Annotated in this window: 19 protein-coding genes; 7 read left to right on the forward strand and 12 right to left on the reverse strand. The window is 68.7% G+C overall.

The features are described from left to right. Positions 1 to 33: 33 nt before the first annotated feature. The 3 genes from ABZU75_RS25875 (at position 34) to ABZU75_RS25885 (ending at position 5,508) form a co-directional block, all read left to right on the forward strand. The gene (locus tag ABZU75_RS25875) at positions 34 to 1,578 is read left to right on the forward strand and encodes an MFS transporter (protein ID WP_355559153.1); all 1,545 of its coding nucleotides are present in this window, start codon (positions 34 to 36) and stop codon (positions 1,576 to 1,578) included. Positions 1,579 to 1,687: 109 nt separating this feature from the next. Continuing rightward, positions 1,688 to 2,416, forward strand: a complete 729-nt coding sequence (locus tag ABZU75_RS25880) for an SDR family oxidoreductase (RefSeq protein ID WP_355559156.1) — start codon at positions 1,688 to 1,690, stop codon at positions 2,414 to 2,416. Positions 2,417 to 2,844: 428 nt separating this feature from the next. Next, on the forward strand, positions 2,845 to 5,508 hold the full coding sequence (locus tag ABZU75_RS25885; RefSeq protein ID WP_355559159.1) for an exo 1,3/1,4-beta-D-glucan glucohydrolase: 2,664 nt from the start codon (positions 2,845 to 2,847) through the stop codon (positions 5,506 to 5,508). Positions 5,509 to 5,607: 99 nt separating this feature from the next. Here ABZU75_RS25885 and ABZU75_RS25890 read toward each other — a convergent pair whose 3' ends face one another. From ABZU75_RS25890 to ABZU75_RS25935, 10 genes are all read right to left on the reverse strand, one after another. Next, a complete protein-coding gene (locus ABZU75_RS25890) occupies positions 5,608 to 5,931 on the reverse strand; it encodes a gas vesicle protein K (protein WP_350952796.1) in 324 nt (107 codons plus the stop codon). Between the two features lie 176 nt (positions 5,932 to 6,107). Next, complete coding sequence (locus ABZU75_RS25895; protein WP_355559163.1) at positions 6,108 to 6,419, reverse strand: gas vesicle protein; 312 nt, start codon at positions 6,417 to 6,419, stop codon at positions 6,108 to 6,110. After that, positions 6,409 to 7,206, reverse strand: a complete 798-nt coding sequence (locus ABZU75_RS25900; protein ID WP_355559166.1) for a GvpL/GvpF family gas vesicle protein — start codon at positions 7,204 to 7,206, stop codon at positions 6,409 to 6,411. Before ABZU75_RS25900 ends, ABZU75_RS25895 begins: the two co-directional genes overlap by 11 nt. Next, a complete protein-coding gene (locus tag ABZU75_RS25905) occupies positions 7,199 to 7,669 on the reverse strand; it encodes a gas vesicle protein (protein ID WP_355559169.1) in 471 nt (156 codons plus the stop codon). The genes ABZU75_RS25900 and ABZU75_RS25905 overlap by 8 nt, the downstream gene beginning before the upstream one ends. 1 nt (position 7,670) lies before the next feature. Continuing rightward, complete coding sequence (gene gvpO / locus ABZU75_RS25910; RefSeq protein WP_355559172.1) at positions 7,671 to 8,153, reverse strand: gas vesicle protein GvpO; 483 nt, start codon at positions 8,151 to 8,153, stop codon at positions 7,671 to 7,673. 61 nt (positions 8,154 to 8,214) lie between these two features. After that, complete coding sequence (locus ABZU75_RS25915; protein WP_350916352.1) at positions 8,215 to 8,436, reverse strand: gas vesicle protein GvpG; 222 nt, start codon at positions 8,434 to 8,436, stop codon at positions 8,215 to 8,217. Between the two features lie 16 nt (positions 8,437 to 8,452). Then, positions 8,453 to 9,331 carry a GvpL/GvpF family gas vesicle protein gene (locus ABZU75_RS25920; protein WP_355559176.1) on the reverse strand — a complete coding sequence of 293 codons (879 nt, stop codon included), beginning with the start codon at positions 9,329 to 9,331 and terminating at the stop codon, positions 8,453 to 8,455. A gap of 1 nt (position 9,332) precedes the next feature. Next, the gene (gene gvpJ / locus ABZU75_RS25925) at positions 9,333 to 9,767 is read right to left on the reverse strand and encodes a gas vesicle protein GvpJ (protein WP_355559179.1); all 435 of its coding nucleotides are present in this window, start codon (positions 9,765 to 9,767) and stop codon (positions 9,333 to 9,335) included. Between the two features lie 27 nt (positions 9,768 to 9,794). Beyond that, positions 9,795 to 10,844 (reverse strand): SRPBCC family protein, encoded by a 1,050-nt coding sequence (locus ABZU75_RS25930; RefSeq protein WP_355559182.1) that lies wholly within the window; start codon positions 10,842 to 10,844, stop codon positions 9,795 to 9,797. Positions 10,845 to 10,849: 5 nt separating this feature from the next. Further along, complete coding sequence (locus ABZU75_RS25935; protein ID WP_355559185.1) at positions 10,850 to 11,428, reverse strand: hypothetical protein; 579 nt, start codon at positions 11,426 to 11,428, stop codon at positions 10,850 to 10,852. 520 nt (positions 11,429 to 11,948) lie between these two features. Here ABZU75_RS25935 and ABZU75_RS25940 point away from each other — a divergent pair. Both ABZU75_RS25940 and ABZU75_RS25945 read left to right on the forward strand, forming a co-directional pair. Continuing rightward, a complete protein-coding gene (locus tag ABZU75_RS25940; protein ID WP_350952810.1) occupies positions 11,949 to 12,605 on the forward strand; it encodes a hypothetical protein in 657 nt (218 codons plus the stop codon). A 14-nt stretch (positions 12,606 to 12,619) separates the two neighbouring features. After that, positions 12,620 to 15,538, forward strand: coding sequence for an AAA family ATPase (locus ABZU75_RS25945; RefSeq protein ID WP_355559189.1), 2,919 nt, complete (start codon positions 12,620 to 12,622; stop codon positions 15,536 to 15,538). Between the two features lie 100 nt (positions 15,539 to 15,638). Here ABZU75_RS25945 and ABZU75_RS25950 read toward each other — a convergent pair whose 3' ends face one another. Together ABZU75_RS25950 and ABZU75_RS25955 are read right to left on the reverse strand one after the other, a co-directional pair. Continuing rightward, positions 15,639 to 15,869 (reverse strand): DUF397 domain-containing protein, encoded by a 231-nt coding sequence (locus ABZU75_RS25950; RefSeq protein WP_030922935.1) that lies wholly within the window; start codon positions 15,867 to 15,869, stop codon positions 15,639 to 15,641. Positions 15,870 to 15,902: 33 nt separating this feature from the next. Continuing rightward, positions 15,903 to 16,727, reverse strand: a complete 825-nt coding sequence (locus tag ABZU75_RS25955; RefSeq protein ID WP_355559192.1) for a helix-turn-helix transcriptional regulator — start codon at positions 16,725 to 16,727, stop codon at positions 15,903 to 15,905. 192 nt (positions 16,728 to 16,919) lie between these two features. Between ABZU75_RS25955 and ABZU75_RS25960 the strand changes: the two genes are divergently transcribed. Both ABZU75_RS25960 and ABZU75_RS25965 read left to right on the forward strand, forming a co-directional pair. Next, on the forward strand, positions 16,920 to 17,327 hold the full coding sequence (locus ABZU75_RS25960) for an ATP-binding protein (RefSeq protein ID WP_326641744.1): 408 nt from the start codon (positions 16,920 to 16,922) through the stop codon (positions 17,325 to 17,327). Between the two features lie 119 nt (positions 17,328 to 17,446). Beyond that, positions 17,447 to 18,964 (forward strand): M14 family metallopeptidase (locus ABZU75_RS25965; protein ID WP_355559196.1); only part of this gene is annotated, 1,518 nt, incomplete at its 3' end.

The raw sequence follows: 18,964 nt of genomic DNA on the forward strand, positions 1-18,964 counted from the left end.
GGGCCGTCAGCGCCGACGATCACGATGGCGGGCATGACCGATCACCTCCCGATCACCGACCGCCGCAGGCGGGCGACCCTCGCCGTCGCCTGCCTGGCGGCGCTGCTGCTCTCCGTTGACGTCACAGTCCTGCACCTCGCCCTTCCCCAGTTGGTCGCGGACCTGCGGCCCTCGGCCACCCAGATCCTGTGGATCGGCGACGCGTACGGTTTCGCGCTCGCCGGCCTGCTGATCACGATGGGCAACCTCGGCGACCGGATCGGCCGCAGGAGGCTGCTCCTCATCGGCGCCACGGCCTTCGGGGCGGCCTCGGCGGTGACCGCCTACGCGCCCACCCCCGAACTGCTCATCGCGGCCCGCGTCCTGCTCGGCGTGGCGGGTGCCACGATCATGCCCTCCACCCTGTCGATCATCCGTAACGTCTTCACCGACCCGAGGCAGCGGACCACGGCGATCGGTCTGTGGAGCGGGATGGGCGCGGCGGGGTTCGCCCTGGGGCCAGTAGTCGGCGGTCTGCTACTCGATCACTTCTGGTGGGGGTCGGTCTTCCTGATCAACGTGCCGGTGATGGCGCTCATCGTGGTCGCGGGCCTCGCCGTGCTGCCGGAGTCACGCAACCCCGCCGCGGGGCGGGTGGATCCCGCGAGCGTGTTGCTCTCCCTCGTCGGCGTCACCTCTTTGATCTACGCTGTAAAGGAGGCAGCCGGTCATGGTCTCACGGATGCCGGAGTACCGGTGGCGGCGGTCGTGGGGATCGCCGCGCTGGTGATGTTCGCCCGGCGGCAGACTCGGCTGGCCGAGCCACTGATCGACGTTCGTCTCTTCCGGCGCCGGGCCTTCACCGCGTCGGTCGGCGCCAACCTCATCGCCATCTTCGGCATGTCCGCGCTGTCGCTGATCTTCGCCTGGTACTTCCAGCTGGTCCTGGGCTGGTCGCCGCTGCGTGCCGGTCTCGCGGGACTGCCCGGTGGCCTGTCGGCGGCGGTCGGCGGGGTGCTGGCGGCCGGGTTGATCACCCGATGGGGCCGGGCCAGGGTGGTGGCGCTGGGCCTGGCGATGGCCGCCGCGGCCTTCGCCTGCTACAGCCGGGTCGGGCTCGACACCCCCTACCTCTACTTTCTCGTTCCCATGATCGTCTGCGGGGTGGGCATCGGGCTGACGTTCGCGGTCACCAACGACACGGTGCTCGCGAGCGTGCCCAGGGAGCGGGCCGGTGCCGCGGCGGCGATCTCCGAGACCTCCTTCGAACTGGGCGGCGCGCTGGGCATCGCGATCTTGGGCAGCATCCTGACCGGTGTCTACCGGGGCGACCTCCGGCTCCCGGCGGGGGCGCCGGGCGAGGTGACCGCCGCCGCGGCGGAGTCGCTGCCCACCGCTCTGAGGGCCGCCGCGGCGCTCCCGGCCGAGCTGGGGGAGGTCGTCGCCGAGGCGGCCAGGCGGGCCTTCGTCACCTCGGTCGGGGTGACCTCGCTCGCCGCCGCGGTGCTGATCGCGGTCCTCGCCGCGGTCTCGCTCGCCGGTCTGCGCGGCGTGCCCGATGTGATCCCCGAAGAACTCCTTTCCGAACCGCGTAGCTGACCTGTAAGGCGCACGGATCACGTGGGTGCCGCGGCCCGCCACAATGGGGGCGATTTCACTTGTGGCAGGAGAGCCGTGAAATCCTGAGAAGTCAGGAAAGGGGAAGCGGATGGGATGCGCGCTTGTCACCGGGGCCTCGCGGGGGCTCGGTGCCGCCATCGCCGTGCGGCTCGCCGAGGACGGCTGGACCGTCGCCGTCAACTACGCCCACGACACCGCGGGTGCCACGGCCGTCGCCGAGCGTATCTCCGCGGCCGGGGGCCGGGCGTGCGTGGCCCGCTTCGACGTGACGGACGATGAGTCGGTACGGCGGGGGATCGCGGAGGTGGTCGAGAAGGCGGGACCGGTCGAGATAGTGGTCAACAACGCGACCGGGCCCCAGCCGCTGGTCCCCCTCGCCGAGCAGACCTGGGAGCATCACCTCGACCAGCTCCGGTTCTTCGTCAAGGCGCCGCTGCTGATCCTGCGGGCCGTGCTGCCCGCGATGCGCGAGGCCGGCCGGGGCCGGATCGTCAACGTGGGCAGCGAGGTCGTCGACCTGGGCAACGTCGAGATGGGGCACTACGTCGCGGCCAAGGCGGCGCTGCACGGTCTGACCCGTTCCTGGGCCAACGAGCTCGGACGGTACGGCATCACCGTCAACACCGTCGAGCCCGGCTGGATACCGGTGGAGCGCCATGAGGGAATGGACGTCGAGGAGTACCGCGCGGGGCTGCCGCTGGGCCGGATGGGGGTGCCCGCCGAGGTGGCCGACGCGATCGCCTTCCTGGCCTCGCCCGGTGGCCGTTTCATCACCGGTCAGCGCCTGGCGGTCAACGGCGGCAACACCATGTCCTGAGGCGTGCGGGCCACCGCCGCCCCGCCTCCAGGACGCGTCGATCCCGTTTCCGGCCGGCACTTGTTCCCGGCCCGCGGTTCATGTGCCCCCGGCGCCCCTGTCCGAGCCGTCGCGAGAGCGCCGGTCGCCGGCCCATGTCCTGACGGCCGACCGGCCCGCTCGGCTCGGACAGTGCCCGCCCAGCTTCTGAGAGCGCTCTCAGAAGGGTGGAGTTTGGGCCGTCCGGTCAGGGGTGATGTGGCTGTATCGCGTTGCGAATGGCCTGGTGGGCGGGGTTTGCAGGCCATGGGTCAGGCATCGAACAGGTGTTCAGTCGAGAGAGCGCTCTCGCGAAACTATTGACTCGGCAGCGTCACAGCGTAAGGATCTGCGAAGTGCGGACTCGGGGGCCGCCACGACCGTCGCTGTGCCTGGAGAACGGACCTTCGATGATCAGACCCTTCGCCCGGCCGGGCGCCAACCGGAGCCGGCTCGCGGTACTGGCGAGCCTCACAGTCCTGGCGGCCGGTGTCGCCGGAATCCCGAGCGCGGGCGCCGAGACCGCGGCGGGCGGCCGGCAACCGGTGATCGGCAAACCGGCCCTGGACGCCCGCGGCTGCGCCCGCATCGAGAAGAAGCTGCCCACCCTCGCCGAGTGGCCCAAGGTCGACAGCGCCATCGATCAGAACCGGTCGGACGAGAAGCGGGTGGCGAAGATCCTCGCGGGCATGACGCTCGCCGAGAAGGTCGGCCAGATGACCCAGCCGGAGATCACTGCGATCACTCCCGACGAGGTCAAGCAGTACTTCATCGGCTCGGTGCTCAACGGCGGCGGTGCGTGGCCCAACCGTGACAAGCACGCCGCGCCGAAGGCCTGGCTCGACCTCGCCGACGCCTACTGGAACGCCTCCGTCGCCACCCGGACGAAGATCCCCGTCATCTGGGGCATCGACGCCGTTCACGGCAACAACAACGTCTACGGCGCGACGGTCTTCCCGCACAACATCGGCCTGGGCGCCGCGCAGGACCCGTGCCTGGTGCGTGACATCGGGGCGGCGACCGCCAGGCAGATTCGCGCGACCGGCCAGGACTGGGCGTTCGCGCCCACCCTCGCCGTTCCCCTGGACGACCGGTGGGGCCGTACCTACGAGGGCTTCTCGGAGGACCCCCGGATCACCCGCGCGTACGGCTACGAGGCGGTCAGGGGACTGCAGGGCAAGCACCCGCGCGGCATCGGCTCCGACGGCGTCATCGCCACCGCGAAGCACTTCATCGGTGACGGCGGCACCGTCAAGGGCGTGGACCAGGGTGTCAACCCCTCGTCCGAGGCCGAGATGATCAACGTGCACGGCCAGGGCTACTACAGCGCGCTCGCGGCCGGCGCCCAGAGCGTGATGGCGTCGTTCAACAGCTGGACCAACGCCGACCTGGGTATCAACGAGGGCAAGCTGCACGGCAGCAAGCGAGCCCTCACCGACATCCTCAAGCAGAAGATCGGTTTCGACGGCATCGTCGTCTCCGACTGGAACGGCATCGGCCAGGTCGCCGGGTGCACCAACGCGAGCTGCCCGCAGGCGATCAACGCGGGCATCGACGTGGTCATGGTGCCCAACGACTGGAAGGCGTTCATCGCCAACACGATCGCCCAGGTCCAGAGCGGTGAGATCCCGATGGCGCGCATCGACGACGCGGTGACCCGCATCCTGCGCGTGAAGCTGCGCACCAACGTGCTCGACGGGCCGAAGCCCTCCAAGCGCGCCTTCGCCGGTTCCACCGACGCGCTGCAGGCGAGGAAGCTCGCCAGGGAGGCGGCGCGCAAGTCGCAGGTCCTGCTCAAGAACAACGGCAAGGTCCTGCCGCTGGCCGCGAACTCCAAGGTCCTCGTGGTCGGCAAGAGCGCCGACAGCCTGCAGAACCAGACCGGCGGCTGGACCCTCACCTGGCAGGGCACCGGTAACGTCAACGCCGACTTCCCCAACGGCACGACGATCCTCGGCGGCCTGCGCGAGGCGCTCGGCGCGGCCAACGTCACCTTCAACGAGACCGGCGAGGGCGTCGACCCCTCGGCGTACGACGCGGTCATCGCGGTGATCGGCGAGACGCCGTATGCCGAGGGCGTCGGGGACCTCGCGCGGCGCTCGCTGGAGGCCGCCAAGATCTACCCCGCCGACCTCGCCGTGCTGGAGCGGGTCAGCGGCAAGGGTGCGCCCGTCGTCACCGTCTATGTCAGCGGCCGGCCGCTCTGGGTCAACAAGGAGCTCAACCGCTCCGACGCCTTCGTCGCCGCGTGGCTGCCGGGCACCGAGGGCGGCGGCGTCGCCGACGTGCTCGTCCGGGGCAGGTACCGCGACGGTTTCACCGGCAAGCTGCCCTACTCCTGGCCCAAGAGCGCCTGCCAGACGCCGCTCAACGCGGGCACCGAGGGCTACGACCCGCTCTTCCCGCTCGGCTACGGCCTGCGCAACGGCCAGACGGGGTCGGTCGGCACGCTCGACGAGACCGCGCCCGAGTTCGGCTGTGGCGGGCAGGGCGGCGGCGGTGAGGCGACCGAGGATCTGGAGATCTTCAACCGGACCGACATCGCGCCCTACAAGAGCTTCATCGGTTCGGCGGAGAACTGGGGCGGCACCGAGATCGGCGCCGACGGCCAGGCGTCGCACGCCGAGATCTCCGTGGTGCAGTCAGACGTCAACGTGCAGCAGGACGGCCTGAAGGCGACCTGGAGCGGCACGGGCCCGGCCCAGATCTACCTGCAGGACCCGGCGGGCGGCTCCGATCTTCGGGGCTATCTCAACTCCGAGGCGGCTCTGGTCTTCGACACGATCGTCCACCAGGCCCCGGCCGCCAGGACCGTGCTCAGCGTGCACTGTGTCTATCCGTGCTTCTCCGAGGTGGTGGCGACCTCCCTCTTCCAGGGACTCCCGGCCGGGAGCAAGGCGACGGTCAAGATCCCTATCGCCTGCTTCGCCGCGGGGGGCCTCGACCTTGAGGTGGTCAACACCCCGTTCCTCGTCTACACCGACGGAGCCTTCTCCGCCTCGTTCGCCAATGTCCGCTGGGTGCCGAAGGCGGCCAACGACCCCGATGCCAAGAAGTGTGAGGACCTGACCTAGGGCTCTTCGCACACGGGAGACGCGAGGGACGGGGTTCGGTGGTGTCCGGCCGCCGAGCCCCGTCCCTCGCGTCTCCGGTCCGGGCCGGGGACGCGGGGGTCAGTCCGTGGGAAGCAGGGTTCCGAGCGGTCCGAGATCGAGGTTGAGGTCGGAGGGCGAGAGCCCGAAGCGTTCGCACAGTTCGGTCATCGCCTCCTCAAGACGCATGAGCGTCAGGCCCAGCACCTCGACCTGCTCCTCGGTCAGGTCCCCCTGTTCCATCCGGCGCACGCACTGGCGTTCCACCAGCTGTCGCACGAGTTCGACGAGGGTGAGTACGAGGCGGGTCAGGTCCCGCTCGACCGCCTCGGGGTCGGTGTTCACCCGCCACCGGCCGCCCCGCGCCGCTCTCCGGGTGTTCCGGAAGCCCTCCCAGGTGTTCACGGAGTCCTTCCGCCCGCTCGCCGGAGTCCCTTTCGCCGGAGTCACTGAGCGCGCCCTGCCGGATGTCCTCCGCGCGGTTCGCAGGTCCTCCGCGGCGGCGCGGAGCCTCTCCCGGGTGACGCCGGGGTCCTCCGTCTCGCGAAGGTTCTCCGTGGGCGGGCCGTCGCCGGGACGGTTCACCGTGGGGACCCGTGGTCCGGTGGGTCGAGCGCACTCGCCGGGGTGGTCGCGTCGGATGTCCGTACGACCGTGACCGCGCCCGGCGGGTGCACGGAGGGAATCGCGTCGGTCGCCCGTACGGATGTGATCAGGGCACGCAGTGAGATGCGGACGAGGTCGATGTCGGCGATGGAGAGCACGAGGTCGCCGCTGACCACGACCCCGCCCGCCAGCAGCCGGTCGAGCAGGTCGACGAGTGCCACGCGTTCGGCGGGCAGGCGTCCCTGGGCGGCGAGCGCGGCGCCGCGCGGGCGGCGGTCAGGTGTCATCGGGCACCTCCCGGCCGGTCGTGCCGAGATCCAGCACGGTGAAGGAGTACGGTGCCCAGGGGCCGGTGAGCTCCAGGTCGATCCCCTGCCCGCGCAGGCCGTCGACGGCGGCGACGAACTCCTCGGCGTGATCCTCGTCGACGAGGTAGGCGCCGTTCAGCACCATCGGGTCCTCGCGGCCGGACAGCTCCGGATCCTGGGGCCGGTGCCGGTGGCTCGCGACGGAGGTGGCGGCCAGGGTGGCGTGGATGTGCTCCGCGCGCTCGGCCGCCTGGCGCCACGCGTCCTCCCGGTTGCGCAGGCTGGCCCGGCGGCGTTGCAGGTAGGCCGTCCCCGGCTTGCCGCTCTCCGCGGCACTCTCCCCTGCCACCGGCGAGTCGGCCGCGGCCGGGGCGGCGTACGCCTTCACCCCCCACTCCCTGCGCCCGGTGACGTGGGCGAGTACCGCGGCGAAGTCGTCGTGCCTGCGCCGCAGCAGGTCGCGGACCTGCTCCTCGCTGGTGTAGACCGTCACCAGCCGGACCGGTGCGGTGGGGGCCTCCTCCGCGACGGCCTCCACGACGTGATGGTGAGCGCGGGCCGTGTCTCCGACCCAGTCCAGATCCTCCAGAGAGCGCCGTAGCGGCTCCTCGCCGAACTCGTCCAGGGGCACCGGGCTCACGTACGCGACCAGGCCCTCGTGCGTGATCGCACGTACGGGCGCATCGGCCACGCCCGTCACGCCGGCGGGGAGGGCGTGGCCCAGGTCCTGGGCGATCGCGTAGAGGTACGTGCCCGCCTCAGCCATCGCGGTCCCCCTTTCTGGACCTTCTGGGCTCGCGAGGCTCCCGGTACTTCCTTGGCTCTTCGGCACCCCTCGACTCCCTGACCTCTTCGGGGGGTCCCTCTCCCCGTCTGTCCAGGGAGCGGCGCCTCGGGGTCTCCCAGTCCTCCTCCGCGGCGGCCAGCCGGTGGCGCAGGCGGCGGTTCTCCTCGACCAGGTCACGGTCCTGCGCGGTGAGCCAGGGATCGTGCTCCCACCAGTCGATGCCCAGCTCCCGCGCCGTGTCGACCGAGGCGATGAGCAGGCGCAGCTTGATGGTGAGCAGCTCGATGTCCAGCAGGTTCACCCGGATGTCACCCACGATCACGATGCCTCTGTCCAGCACCCGCTCCAGGATGTCGGCGAGATTGGCGGGCTCCCGCCCGCCGGACGCTCCCCGGCCGTAGGGCTGGGAGAACGCGCCGCCGGGGCGTGCCACCTCGGCCATGTCAGCTCGCCTCGCCGCTGTCGGCCCTGCCGCGCCGGTAGCGCTTCACCCTGCGGTACGACAGCAGGTCCCCCTCGGGGCCCAGCTCGACCTGGTAGAGCGCGAGCATGTCGCCCGACGAGGGGATGTGCCGGTCCTCGACGACCTCGACCTCGACCAGCCAGCCGCCCTCCGTCGGTCGTACCTGTGTCACCCCCTCGGTGTCCTTCGAGGTCAGCTCGGCGATGTTCCGCAACCCGGTCGTTCCCGCGGTCGCCGCGGACAGGGCAGGAGAGCGCCGTCCCGGACGGCGGGCCTTCGCCTGCGGCCTGTCCTCCTCCAGGTCCTCCTCGTCCTCGACCTCCTCGTAGGACTCCTCGTCCTCCTCCGGCTCCTCCTCCGTGTCCTCCTCCTCCGTGTCCTCCTCGTCGAAGGCCTCGTCGTCGGAGGTCTTGTAGGAGTCGTCGGCAGGGCGCTCCGCACGGGTTCTGCGCTTGACAGGCACGGGATCGCTCCCCTCGTCGTCTCTCCGCTCTCCGCCGCGGCCGTACCGGCGGCGGTCCGGGCTAGGTGATCATCTCTCGGAGGATCCGCTCCGCGGCCATGGACTCCTCCTCCTCGGAGATCTCGCCGGATGCCCTGGCCTCCGCGAGCTCCTCCAGGCGGCGTCTGACCGCCGCGGGGCTCCGCAGTTCCATCTCGGCCTGTTCCTCAAGCAGCTCCGCGAGCCGGATCAGCCCGCGCAACGGCGCGAGCGGCAGACTGAAGATCAGTCCCAGTGGGTCCATGGTCGATCACCTGCCTTCAGGTCCTGACGAAGTCGTACGGTGCCAGCGGGCCGAGCAGGCGCAGCCCGACCCGGTCCGCCCACCGGGTTCCGAACTCGGCCAGGGCCTCTTCGATCTCCGGCTGCCGGTCGGTCTGCGCGAGCAGGGCCAGATGGGCGGCGTCCTGCTCATGGGTGGGCTCGCGTACCGCGATGGCGACGCAGAGTGGGGTGAAGACGTCGAGCAGCGCGGCGGTGTCGGCCTCGCGCTTGGCCGCGATCGATGTGTTGATCAGCTCTCCGAGCCGCATCCTGGTGTCCCACGTCGCCTCTTCGGGGCGCCCGCGGATCTCGTCGCGCAGCCTCGCCGTCTCGGGGTTCTCCTCCAGGACCTCCCGCAGGATCGTCTGCTCGACATAGCGCCCTTTCACGATGTACTCCGCTCGGCCCTCCAGTTCGTTCAGCGTGTTGAGAAAGTCGTCGTGGTATGGGGTGAGCAACTCGTCGACGACCGCCTGCGCGTCCGTCACCACCGCCCCGAAGCGGAGCGGGAGCACGGGTACCTCGGCGGCGGCTTCGTCCAGCAGCCGCTGGTGGGCCATGAGATCGTCCGGCCTGCCCAGCGGGCGGTCGGTGGGGACGTCGCTCACCAGGGCGGCGATCTCGCCGTACCGCACCAGCCGGACCTGGCCAGGAGGATCTCCCACGCCGAGGGTGTCCGGGGTCAGCTCGACGTCCGCGGGAACGATCCCGTAGATGTAGGAGCTGGCTCCGCGCTCGGGGGCGCCGGACTTCTTGGACCCGGTGGGCCTGGGCCGCTTACCGGAACCGGTGCCACGCCGTCCGGGTGCCTGGCGCTTTTCGGACTTCGACCTGTCGGACTGGGCGGTCCCGGACTTTCCGCTGGGATCGCGCATCTCACTCTTCCCTCCGTCGTCTGCGCCGGGGGGCCGGTTCGCGCTCTTCTTCCTCCTCGAACTCCTCCTCCTTGGACCCGCCGGTCAGGCTGCGGAGCTTCTCTCCGGCCGCGTCCAGCAGCCCGTCCGTCGCGCCCTTGACCTTCGCCTTGCTGCCGCTCCGGGTCACGTCCTGCATCAGCTCCGGCAGCCCCTTCTGGCTGCCGACCTGGGAGAGGTCGAGGCGGTTGACCGCCTCCGCGAAACGCAGGTAGGTGTCAACGCTGGCCACCACGATCCGTACGTCGATGGTCAGGAGTTCGATCCCGACGAGGGAGACCCTGACGAAGGCGTCGATCACGAGTCCCTTGTCGAGGATCGTCTCGATGACGTCGGCCAGACCCGATGAGGATCGGTAGCCGCTCGCTCCGCCCCCCGAAGGTTGGACAATGGTCATGGTGTTCCTCTCCGGTACCTCCTTCGATCACGCCCTGGTGGCCGTCTTGCGACGGGCGGGACGCCTGGGCGGTTCCTCCTCCGATCTGCGGGACGCGCCGGAACCGCGGCGTCGCAACGGGCGCCTGGGCGGCTCCTCCTCTTCCTCGTATTCGCTCTCCTCTTCCTCGGCTTCCTCCTCGCCGGGCTCTTCTTCTTCTTCGAGTTCCTCTTCTTCCTCGGGGCCCTCGGCCTCCTCCTCTTCCCGGAGAGCCGTCTCCTGGTCCTTGACGACCTTGCTGTCGCGGATCTCGCCTCGCCAGCCCTGAAGGTCGTCGGGGTGCAGGAGCACCTCGTTCATGACGTGCCGGCGGAAGTGCTTGAGTTCGAGGCGCGCGCGCCTGCCCTGGGCGCGCCACAGGTTGCCGGTGCGCTCGAACAGGCCCTGCGGGTGGTACTCCAGGACGAGCAGGATCCGGGTGAGCTCGGGGGCGATCTCGTGGAAGGTAACGGCGCCGTCCACGTACCCCTTTGCACCCTTCGAGCGCCAGATGATCCGCTTGTCGGGCACCTGTTCGATGATCGTCGACTCCCAGTCGCGGTGGGACAGGAAGACCTGTGCCTTCCAGTGCAGCTTCTCGTCGGACGGCTGGTCGACGTTCTCGACCTTCTTCATGAACTTCGGGAAGTCGCCGAACTGGGTCCACTGGTCGTAGGCCATCCGGACCGGAACACCGATGTCGATCGTTTCGACGATGTTCATCAGCTTCAGCTTCTTGCCTTTACCTCCCTTTCCGCCCTTGCCTCCGGTGATCTTCTGCATCAGGCCGCCGACAGCCATCTTGCCCAGTCCCTTGATCAGGCCCCCGGCCATCGATCCTTTCGAGCCGCCACCTGTCACGGCGCTCATCAGGCTCGATCCGTCGCCTCCGGCGTAGCCGGTCAACCGGCCGGTCACGCCCTTGACCTTGTCACCCACCGATGACAGCGCCCGCTCCCCGGCGGCTCCGAGGAGATTCTGGAACTCGTGGGTGAGCCGGTCCATGGGGGATTCCTGGCCGTTCTGCTGCTTGGGCCGGTCCGTTGAGGTCTCAGCCATCGAGATCACCCCCGTGCCCTGGCGGGTGCCCGCCTGGTGCGCGGCGGTGCCGATCCACGGCGGGAGGGGGCCCGGCTCCTGGGCCTGGCCGGCGCTTCCTCCTCTTCCTCTTCCTCTTCCTCTTCCTCTAGCTCCTCTTCTTCCTCCTCCTCGGGCTCTTCTTCCTCTTCTTCGTCCCTCGGCCGGGACTTCTCACGGGCTCTCGTGGCCTTCCCGCGGCGCTTCCGGCGTACCTCGGGCTCCTCTTCCTCTTCTTCCTCTTCGGCCTGCTCAGGGTTCCGCAGTGACTCGGCCCGGTCGTGCAGCCTGCTGCTCAGCGAGTCGATCTGCGTGCTCACCGCTGCTTTGGCGGCGTCCTTGCCCGCGTCCAGGAGATCGCTGCGAACGCTTTCGATGATCTTTTCCACTTCCGGAGAGGAGGTGAGCATCTTCAGCCCCTGCTGCAACAGGTCGCCCTTGCCGGCGCGCAGGTGGCCGGTCACGCCGGCGATGGCCAGCGCCGCCGCCAGTCGGTATTTCCCGCGCCCCAGAAGGTAACCTCCGGCCACGGCGAGGACCATTCGCACTGCGTTGTTCACGATCACCACTCCTTGTCGATTGTCCTGCTGCGGAGTCCGTCTCATCTCTTCGAGTCCTCGGGGCCGGACCCCGCCGGCGCACCACGGAGAAAGACGACATTGACCAGAGTCGACGCCCGTTGCGGTGAGTGTGGGAAGAGCATTCCGTTCCCACAATTTCATTTCCCCATACCCTAGAAAACCCCCATAAAAGCACATATGGGCAAAAAGGGGATAAAAGGGATATTGCTCTGGCTGGGCCTCCCTCGGGGGCCGGATTCCCGTCGTGGGCCGAGGGGTGGAATAACCGCCCATCCGCCTCTGGTCTACGGCAGAGGTTGAGAGTTCAATGATGTGTCGGGGCCAACGGCGGAGCTTTGTAACAAGTGAAGCCAGGTTCCCGGAAAGATTTGGTCAAGATTCCTAAGACGAATGAGCCGAGACAGGAGAGAGGCGCTTAAAAAACGGGCACAACCACCTCGTTAACCCGTAAAGCGGAGGTACAGCCCTGGTGAGAAGATCGAGGGCCGGGTTCGCCTTGGTTGCCATGACGGTTGTTTCCACCATGGTCGGCGGGCTCACGGGATGTGCACGTGCGGAGTTCACCTACGTCCGCCACGACGACGGGCAGACATACTTCAAGGTTCCGGCGGCCTGGCAGAAGGTCGACCAGACGGCGCTGGACAAGGCGACCATCGGAGCCGACCTCGAATCGGCCACCGCGCAGCTGCGCAAACAGCTCATCTGGTCGACCGCCTACGACGCCCACAGCAAGCCGTCTCCAGATCACCTGCTCGGCTACGGCACCGAGGACGAACCATTCGTCTTCGCCCGGATCGCCAAGCTCCTCCCCGAGGAGCAGGACGCGCTCTCCCTGAACAGCATGCGCAACTCCGTCCTGCCCGTCACCGAGACGGTGCGCAAGGAGTACGCGGAGATCCCCGGCTACCCGCTGAAGGACTTCGAGCTTCTCGCCGACGAGGTGCTCCAGCCCGGAGACGGCCTGCGCGGGGTGCACGTGCGGTTCAACTACGCGATCGAGGGCGCCGGGACGGAGACCTTCGACCTCACCTCCTATCTGGCCCCGGACGGCAAGCAGATCTCCACCCTGCTGATCCGCTGCTCGGCCGCCTGCTACCGGAAGCGCGCCGGGGAGTTCGACAGGATCGCGCAATCTTTCAAGGTCAAACGACTCACCGGGTGAGGAGAAGCCCGTACATGAAGTCACCTCCGCAGCCCCCCACCTTCGAAGGACTACGGGCTCCCGGCTCGGGTCCGACGGACCCGCATCCCGACAAGCGTAAGAAGATGCCGTTCTGGGATCGGATCAAATTCCTCCTCATCCTGACGATCATTTATTTCATCCTGGTGTGGAGTGAGATGGCCTCATTCGAGGGCATCATGACGTTCCAGGATGCGATGATCACCACCGCTGTCGCGGCGCCGTGGATCTTCTGGCTCCTGGGCGCCGAGTTCCTGCGCCAGCTCCACTTCTTCGTCAGCGAGCGCTCCGCCGGATACAACCGGTTCTGGACGCGCGGCGTGTTCGGCGGCTTCGAGCGCTGGACCCACCGCCGCTTCTCCGACTGGAATCGCTTCAGGATGGCACGTGCCATCAAGTGGCTGTTCTGGATCGCGGTGCTCGCCCTCATCCTCGGCGAGGTGCTGGACACCTCTCCCGCGCTCGCGCTGTTCCAGGCGCCCGCGCTGCTCTGGCAGGCGCTGCCGTACATGGCGCAGCTCGCCTTCGCGTTCTTCTTCATCGCCTTCCAGTTCATCGGCCTGTTCTGGCTGCTGTCGCGGGGCGGCGTGGAGACCTACTTCCCCGACGACATCAAGACCCGCTTCACCGACGTGTGGGGCCAGGACCACGTCGTCGAGCGGGTCAAGGAGAACATCGTCTTCCTGGAACGGCCGGACGCGATCGAGGAGCGCGGTGGCTACGTGCCCAGCGGCCTGCTGCTGTGGGGCCCGCCGGGCACCGGTAAGACCCTGATGGCCGAGGCCGTGGCCGGGGAGACCGGCAAGCCGTACGTGTTCGTCGACCCCGGCGCGTTCGTCAACATGTTCATGGGCATCGGCATCCTGAAGGTGAAGTCGCTGTTCAGGAAGCTCCGCAAGCTCTCGCTGCGGTACGGGGGCGTGATCGTCTTCTTCGACGAGGCCGACTCCCTCGGACGGCGTGGCTCGCTGGCGCAGCAGGGGCCCAGGGGCGGCCCCGGATTCTCCCCGCACGCCGCCGGGTGCCATGGCTTCGGCTACCTCAGCGAGGACACCCGCTGGTTGCTGACCCGCAAGGGCGCGGCGGAGCGGGAGGAGCCGGACACCGGCCGCAGCCGCTTCATGATGGGCGGCATGGGCGGCGGAGGCGGCGACCCGGGCACGCTGCAGGCGCTGCTCACCGAGCTGTCGGGCCTGAAGAAGCCCCGGGGCATCGTCAACCGGCATGTGAGAAGGCTCTTCGGCATGCGGCCCAAGCCGCCGCCGAAGTACCGGATCCTGGTCATGATGGCCACCAACATGCCCAACTCGCTGGATGAGGCGCTGCTGCGGCCGGGCCGTATCGACCGCATCTACAAGGTGGGCTACCCGTCGAAGGCGGGCCGGGTCCGCACCTACCGGGGCTACTTCGACAAGGTCGACCACGAGCTGACCGACGAGCAGCTGGACAAGCTGGCGACGATCACGCCCTACGCCACCGGTGCCACGATCAAGGACCTGGTGAACGAGTCGCTGATCACCGCGATCCGCGACGGCCGGGAGGTCATCACCTGGTCGGACGTGACCAGGGCCAAACGGCTCAAGCAACTCGGGCCGCCCGAGGACGTGGAGTACATCGAGCGCGAGCGGCACGCGGTCGCCGTGCACGAGGCCTGCCACGCCGTGGCGGCCTACCGCACCCGCTACCACCTCGAGATCGACATCGCCACGATAGAGAAGGGCGCCGACTATCTCGGCATGGTCGCGAGCATCAAGCCCGAGGACCAGTTCACCCGCTGGAAGTCCGAGCACGAGGCCGACATCATGGTCTCGCTCGCCTCACTGGCGGGGGAGCGGATGTTCTTCGGCGAGGACAACTCCTCCGGCGTCTCGGGTGACCTGTTCTCGGCGACGTACCTCACCGCGCTGATGGAGGCGCACTGGGGCATGGGACGCGGGGTGACCTCGGTGCCCGCGCTGCAGGAACTGGAGATCATGGGAGGCAAGTCGATGCCCAAGCCCGGCGGCGGTGGCATCGGTTTCACCAAGACGCCGGGTGGCGGGCAGTCGCCGGCCCCCGACGTGCTGGGTGAGCGCATCGAGTTCAACCTGGTGCGCCTGCTGGACCGGACCGAGGAACTGCTGCGGGAGCACCGGAGAGACGTCCTGTGCCTGGCCCACGCGCTGGAGACGCACAAGACGCTCAACGGTGACGACGTGGTCGCGATCCTGGAGCAGAGGCAGGGGCCGCTGGTCGACGGCTCGGTCTATCTCTCGGACGACTTCTACGCCGAGATCGAGGAGTATCACCTGGAGGCGGCGCGGGCGCATCGCGAGCACAGCCACGTGTTGCGCACCCTGCCCGTCCCGGCGGCCCTGCTCAGGCTCGAACCCGCCGTCGCGGTCGTGCGGGGAGCGGTGGTGACGGGCAACGGCCACGGCGCCACGATGTCGGCCGGGCCGGCCTCGGCGGTCGCGGCCGAGCCGGACTTCGTGCCGTGGGGTGACGGCGGTCCGGTGCCCCGGCTGTCACCGCCACCGCCCGTGCCGTTGCCACAGCCTCCGCCGTCCGGCGTTCCCGCGCCGCGGGGTGGGCGGCTGAGGGTGGTGCTCCTGGTCGTGGCCAGCCTGGTGGCGCTGGCGGCCTTCACCCTGCTGGGCGTGTACCTGCTCAATGGCGGGAGTGTCGTGATGGGCGAGGCGGGCTCGCTGGAGTCCGGCACGCTCCCGGTGGTACTCGTCGCCGTACTGGCCGCGATCGTGGGAGCGGGTATCGTCGCCGCGGTCACCCGGGGATCGCGGGCCGCCAGGGCCAGGGCCGAGGCCCAGCGTGACAGCGCCGTGGAACGGGCACAGTTGCTCGCCGCGGCGATGGACCCCGAGATCGCCATGCGGGTCCTCGGCTACAAGGGCACCGATGAGCGGCCCCCGCGCTGAGGGCTTCGAACACGCACAGCCCGCCGGGCCGAGGCCGCGGGCGGGCTGCGCGGTCGGGAGGTTCCGGGGGAGCCGGTGAGCCGGTTCCCCCGGAGGCCCGTCAGTCGAACTCGCCGTCCTTCACGCCGCCGACGAAGGCGTCCCACTCGCTTCGGGTGAACGCCAGAGCCGGGCCGCCCGGATCCTTGGAGTCGCGGACGAGGTAAAGCCGATCGGCGTCGGCCTTGTGTCGGGCAACGGCCGGATCACCGGGGACGACCGCCACCTCCACGCAGTCGCCTCCGTTGGTGCTGCGACCGCTCTTACGCCACTCGGCGTCGGACAGATCCATCGTGGACCCTCGCACTTTTTCTTCCTTCTACGGCTAGGGGGAGGAAAACCTTCTCGCCATCTGGGCGATGAAGGCCGCCGACTCCTCCTGACCGAGTGCCATCTCGCAGAGGCTCTCGAACATGGAGGCGTATCGGCTGACCTGCTCCGGGTCGTCCGGCACGAGCCCGCTCGAGGCCTGCTCCAGATAGAGCAGGTCGGGAACCTCGGGCTCGGGGAAGCTGAGCAGGCAGAACTTGCCGTCCATCGCCGCGTGCGCCCCCGCGGAGAACGGGGCGACCCGGATCTCCACGTTGGGCAGCGCGCCGAGGTGGACGAGATGTTCCAACTGCTCCGACATGACGTCGCGCCCGCCGATCTGACGCCGGATCACTGCTTCGTCGAGCACCGCGACAAGGTGGATCGGGTCACCGGGTCCGTGCAGCAACTGCTGGCGCGAGATGCGCACGGAGACCGTCTCCTCGACCTGGGAGGGGGTCTGGACAATGGAGGTCGCCTCGATCACCGCGCGTGCGTACGGTTCGGTCTGCATCAGGCCGGGAACGACGAGCGGCTCGTACGAGCGCACGAGCGACGCCTCCGCCTCCAGCCCGATGTAGGAGTCGAAGCCCGGTTTAAGGGCTTGGCGGTGGGGATGCCACCAGCCGCGCCGCCGGGCCTCCACGGCCATCTGGATCAGGGAGTCACGTGCCTCCCCGGTCACGCCGTACACATCGGTGAGGGCCGACACGTCCGAGGGGCGGGGACGGGTCAGGCCCGTCTCGTATCTCCAGACGGTGGTGTCGGTGGAGCCGATCCGTTCGGCCACCTCCACCCGTGTCAGCCCGCTGTCCTTTCGCAGACGGTTCAGTTCAGCCATCAGGCGGCGATGACGGGCCGTGGGGCTGCGTCGAGAAGCCACGCATCTACCTCCCTCCGTCCTTTGATAGCAAATCTGTGGAATCTCAACATGAGGTATTGCAGTCCTTGATAGAACAGTTCACCGTGAGTGAGTGTGCCATCTCAGACGGCGATGTGCATGAGATATGCGTGTCGGGGAGTGAGGTCAACCATGACGACCGGACGGCAGGCCGTCTCACCTCGATCCACGGTGACCCTCAAAGGGGTCCCGGAGTCGGTGTCGATGGCGCGAAGCCGGGTCAGGGAGCTTCTGGGCGAGGGACACCCCGCGTCCGACGACGTCATTCTCCTGGTGAGCGAGGTGGTGACCAACTCCGTGCTCCACTCGGGTTCCGGAGGGGGCGGAGAGGTCGCGATGACCGTGGCGGTGGGATCGGCCGCGGTGCTGGTCGAGGTCTGTGACGCCGGGTCCGGTGCGTCGATGCCGCACGTGCGCAACGACCCCGAGGCGGAGGGCGGGCGAGGCATGTTCCTGGTGGACCTGCTCGCCGACAACTGGGGCATCCAGGACGACGCTCCCGAGGGTGCCAGGACGCTCTGGTTCGAGGTCGTCTTCTGATCTCGGGACGAAGGGTGTGCGGCTCCTAAAATTTGGGCCTTTGCTAATCAACCTCCCTGTCTGACTCTCAGTGGAGGCACGCGACAAATCCCTAGAGTGCGTGCCTGAGGAGGACGCAGGTGAGACGCCGTCTGATCGTGGTGTTCGCTGCTTTGGCGCTGTTATGTCTTGGTGTGAATGGGGTGGGCGCCTCGGCCGAGCCGCAACCGAACAGCCAGTACAAGGTCCAGGGGCCGAGCACCTCCCAGCAGCGAAGCGCGATCGCGGCCACCGGTGCCGCGATCGATCAGGTCGATGCCGACTCGGTCGTGGTCACCGCCAGCGAGGCCGAGGTCGCCGAGATCAAGAAACTCGGCCACACTGTCACGAGGATTCCCAGGTCCTTATCCCCGACCGGGGCCGAACGGCGCTCGGACTTCCCCTCGGCCGACTCCGGCTACCACAACTACGCCGAGATGACCGCCGCGGTGAACCAGATCGTCGCCGACCACCCGACGATCGCCCGCAAGATCAGCTATGGCACCTCGTACGAGGGACGCGACCTGATCGCCGTCAAGATCAGCGACAACGTCAACACGGACGAGAACGAGCCCGAGGTGCTGTTCACGCACCACCAGCACGCTCGCGAGCACATGACCGTCGAGATGGCGATCTACCTGCTCAACCTGTTCACCGACGGCTACAGCACCGACAGCCGCATCGCCAACCTGGTCAACACCCGCGAGATCTGGATCATGCCGGACCTCAACCCCGACGGTGGCGAGTACGACATCGCCACCGGTTCCTACCGCTCCTGGCGCAAGAACCGGCAGCCCAACTCCGGCTCGTCGTACGTGGGCACCGACCTCAACCGCAACTGGGGCCACCAGTGGGGTTGCTGCGGCGGCTCCTCCGGCTCCAGCTCCAGCGACACCTACCGGGGTTCCGCGGCCGAGTCGGCTCCCGAGGTCAGGGCGGTGGCCAACTGGGTGCGCAGCAGGGTCGTCGGCGGCGTGCAGCAGATCAAGTCGCACATCGACTGGCACACCTACGGCGAGCTGATCCTGTGGCCGTACGGCTACACCTACAACGACACCGGCCCCGGCCTGACCCAGGACGACCGCGACGCCCACGCGACGCTGGGCCAGAACATGGCCACCACCAACAACTACACCCCCCAGCAGGCCAGTGACCTCTACATCACCGACGGTTCGATCGACGACTGGATGTGGGGCGTCTACAAGATCTTCAGCTACACCTTCGAGATGTACCCGACCGGTTCCTCGCCGGGCTTCTACCCTCCCGACGAGCAGATCGTCGCGCAGACCACCCGTAACCGCGAAGCCGTGCTCCGCTTCCTGGAGTACTCCGACTGCGTCTACCGCATCATCGGCAAGGAGTCGCAGTACTGCGGCACCGGCACCCCGCCGGTGACCGTCTACTCCGACGAGTTCGAGACGGCGGCCGGCTGGACGACCAACCCCTCGGGCACCGACACCGCCACCTCGGGCCAGTGGGAGCGCGGCGTCCCGCAGGCCACCACCTCCAGCGGCGCCAAGCAGCTCGGCACCACGGTCAGCGGCACCAACGACCTGGTCACCGGCAGGCTCGCGGGCACCGCGGCGGGCGACTACGACATCGACGGAGGAGTCACCAGC

It is taken from the genome of Streptosporangium sp. NPDC005286 (assembly GCF_040607515.1).
GTDB lineage: Bacteria > Actinomycetota > Actinomycetes > Streptosporangiales > Streptosporangiaceae > Streptosporangium.

Bases quoted from the DNA above. Each gene is read 5' to 3' on its own strand.
- ABZU75_RS25875 (WP_355559153.1), top strand. From the start codon at position 34: ATGACCGATCACCTCCCGATCACCGACCGCCGCAGGCGGGCGACCCTC.
- ABZU75_RS25880 (WP_355559156.1), top strand. From the start codon at position 1,688: ATGGGATGCGCGCTTGTCACCGGGGCCTCGCGGGGGCTCGGTGCCGCC.
- ABZU75_RS25885 (WP_355559159.1), top strand. From the start codon at position 2,845: ATGATCAGACCCTTCGCCCGGCCGGGCGCCAACCGGAGCCGGCTCGCG.
- ABZU75_RS25895 (WP_355559163.1), bottom strand. From the start codon at position 6,419: ATGACACCTGACCGCCGCCCGCGCGGCGCCGCGCTCGCCGCCCAGGGA.
- ABZU75_RS25900 (WP_355559166.1), bottom strand. From the start codon at position 7,206: ATGGCTGAGGCGGGCACGTACCTCTACGCGATCGCCCAGGACCTGGGC.
- ABZU75_RS25905 (WP_355559169.1), bottom strand. From the start codon at position 7,669: ATGGCCGAGGTGGCACGCCCCGGCGGCGCGTTCTCCCAGCCCTACGGC.
- ABZU75_RS25915 (WP_350916352.1), bottom strand. From the start codon at position 8,436: ATGGACCCACTGGGACTGATCTTCAGTCTGCCGCTCGCGCCGTTGCGC.
- ABZU75_RS25920 (WP_355559176.1), bottom strand. From the start codon at position 9,331: ATGCGCGATCCCAGCGGAAAGTCCGGGACCGCCCAGTCCGACAGGTCG.
- gvpJ (WP_355559179.1), bottom strand. From the start codon at position 9,767: ATGACCATTGTCCAACCTTCGGGGGGCGGAGCGAGCGGCTACCGATCC.
- ABZU75_RS25930 (WP_355559182.1), bottom strand. From the start codon at position 10,844: ATGGCTGAGACCTCAACGGACCGGCCCAAGCAGCAGAACGGCCAGGAA.
- ABZU75_RS25940 (WP_350952810.1), top strand. From the start codon at position 11,949: ATGACGGTTGTTTCCACCATGGTCGGCGGGCTCACGGGATGTGCACGT.
- ABZU75_RS25945 (WP_355559189.1), top strand. From the start codon at position 12,620: ATGAAGTCACCTCCGCAGCCCCCCACCTTCGAAGGACTACGGGCTCCC.
- ABZU75_RS25950 (WP_030922935.1), bottom strand. From the start codon at position 15,869: ATGGATCTGTCCGACGCCGAGTGGCGTAAGAGCGGTCGCAGCACCAAC.
- ABZU75_RS25955 (WP_355559192.1), bottom strand. From the start codon at position 16,727: ATGGCTGAACTGAACCGTCTGCGAAAGGACAGCGGGCTGACACGGGTG.
- ABZU75_RS25960 (WP_326641744.1), top strand. From the start codon at position 16,920: ATGACGACCGGACGGCAGGCCGTCTCACCTCGATCCACGGTGACCCTC.